Here is a 2,200-nt window from a genome sequence, read left to right as displayed (position 1 = left end):
GATGGGTGCTACTTCACCGTCCAATTTCATACTCAAAAGTTGTCGGCTTCTCACAAATGAGGCTTTTTACTGCTGAATGACTTTATAAATAAAAAATTAAATATTTTTCTCTAATTTAAAAAGTAAAAGCTACAATTTTATTATTTTATACGACAAGACAAATATTTTATTATATTAAATTCAAAAATTCAATTTTTTTATAATTTTTTTATAAACTACCTCTTCTTTTTGTAGTTACAGGCTAGGTAATTACTTCTAGTGGTTGAGTATAATTACGCCTATCGGACGATCTAATTTAAGCAGGCAGTTAGTTATTCTTAGTAAAGAAAAGAAACAGTACTGAATGGGTTTTATGCCGCTATAGCCCATGATTGGACATCAAATAAAAAGCGATGATAGATGTCCTAACAGTGCTTGCTTAACTGCATAAACGGTGTGGAGTTTTTGTCGCTTGCTCCACTTTATTATCGCCAAAGTGAGGAGCGCTCCTCAATAATAGCGGTTTTGGCGATAAACGTTGAGTGTTCTCATAATATCCCATTGTAGCACCCAGACCTTCTTGGCTCAGGTATGACCCAGGAAGGTTTGGCTGCGTTGACAGGGAGAGGGAAATTAACTTGGAATTATTCGTTTTTTCAAAATTTATGAAGATACTCGCTACAGGCAAGGCTCATTTATTATAGGTGCTGGCAAGGGAAATTCTTCGCCTCGTAAATAAGCATCAAACTGTTCTTCAAAGCGACTCCAACTTGTAGCGATCGAACGGTCTAACCTACAGAGAGGAGCTTCGCGAAATAAAGGCATTCGTTCTTGAATTACCTCTTTGATACTTGGGTGTAACTCTTCAAATACATCTGTTTTGCTGCCTGTGTAATTCAAAACTAAAAACCCCGGCTTTCCCTTCATTTTCATCCAAGGTTCCCAAGGGCCCATTCGATAGTAAGATAACGCTACAGATCTGTTTGTGCTAGAGCTAACTGCCACATCGTCAAGCATCTTTGTGGGAAAAATAAATTTATAAGAATCTGATGCTCGGAGATATTTTTCGGGAGAATATTCAGCATATTTAGGATAGCTTGCTAGCTGGTTTGGTAATTTCAAATTGAAATCTAAGGATATATAAGAAATTTCTGGAGCTATATGAGCTATTATTGCTTGGGGAACTTGGAACTCTTGGTAATCGTATGAACGGTGCAAAACATTAAGCTTTTCACCAGTCCAAGGATTTTGCCACGACTTTAAAACTTCACCAGTTTGAGTGTCGAGATAAAGCGTAATTTTCCGACTCACCAATGTCCAACGAGAAGTAGCCTCATCCTTAAGGCAACGTGAGATATCCACCCCCAAAAAATCAAACAAGTGCAGGGGCTCATCATCATCCATAGGTTGGGCATACATGGCACCTGTAGCTTCAAAATAGTGAGTTCTGGCGTCAGTGCTGCAACGTACCTTAACAAACTGCTCATCGGTAATAGTTGATTTGGCTAAGCTCATATTTTCTACCAAAATAACTAGATGTGAGAACTACACTAAAAACTAAGTGAAAAGCGTGCAAAAAACAACTATCTTTAGTTAGAATTGAGAAAAAGCGCAGCATTATCGATAACGGGCGGTTGAAATGGTTGAATCTTCTGTAAAAATTCCGTCAGATGTAACGTTTGAGCAGGCTATTGCTCTGAGTTACTATGTTGTGGAGAAGATGGAAGCAGGTGAAATATCCCCATCAGAGATAGAAACGGTTGTTTCGGAGTTAGCTAAAACTGAAAACGGTGCGAGAGGGTTTTTCGTCACCTACCTGACATCTGAGGCGACTGCGGGAGATAATCCAACAGAGGAAGTGGTGCGGGCATTGCGATCGCATCCGGATACCGTGTCAGAATTATTGGCGAAGAACGTCGCGATGTCTGCCGCAACGGCGCTTAGCCATCGCCGCAACGGTAACGAAGAGATGGCAAAGTCTAGCGAGAGAGTGTGCGATCGCACATCCCATCTGATTAAACTGATCGATATTCCTGAAGTATACTCCTGCTGCCGGGAAATACTCAAAAGTGCCACCAACGAAGCAGGAAAATACAAAAGTTTTCTCGAACGCTGGGGCTACGATAGCGAACAACGACAATTAATCAGTCAGGCACTACAAAAAGTTGTACCTGAGTAAAGGGGCTAGGGGTTAGGGACTAGGGGCTAGGGAAGAAGGAAT

2 protein-coding genes are annotated in these 2,200 nt (G+C 40.5%); one reads left to right on the top strand and one right to left on the bottom strand.

The features are described 5' to 3' along the window. Positions 1-657 precede the first annotated feature (657 nt). Complete coding sequence (locus H6S82_RS30050; RefSeq protein WP_190464232.1) at positions 658-1,494, bottom strand: DUF1838 family protein; 837 nt, start codon at positions 1,492-1,494, stop codon at positions 658-660. Positions 1,495-1,618: 124 nt separating this feature from the next. On the opposite strand from H6S82_RS30050, the gene H6S82_RS30045 reads away from it, so the two are divergent. After that, positions 1,619-2,158, top strand: a complete 540-nt coding sequence (locus H6S82_RS30045) for a hypothetical protein (RefSeq protein WP_190464230.1) — start codon at positions 1,619-1,621, stop codon at positions 2,156-2,158. Positions 2,159-2,200 lie beyond the last annotated feature (42 nt).

This window comes from Planktothrix sp. FACHB-1355, from assembly GCF_014748295.1.
Classification (GTDB): domain Bacteria; phylum Cyanobacteriota; class Cyanobacteriia; order Cyanobacteriales; family Aerosakkonemataceae; genus Aerosakkonema; species Aerosakkonema funiforme_A.
This window is presented reverse-complemented; position numbering and strand designations above follow the sequence as displayed.

What these genes read in the sequence shown, in the direction of transcription:
- H6S82_RS30050 (WP_190464232.1), bottom strand. Translation starts at nt 1,494, where the DNA reads ATGAGCTTAGCCAAATCAACTATTACCGATGAGCAGTTTGTTAAGGTA.
- H6S82_RS30045 (WP_190464230.1), top strand. Translation starts at nt 1,619, where the DNA reads ATGGTTGAATCTTCTGTAAAAATTCCGTCAGATGTAACGTTTGAGCAG.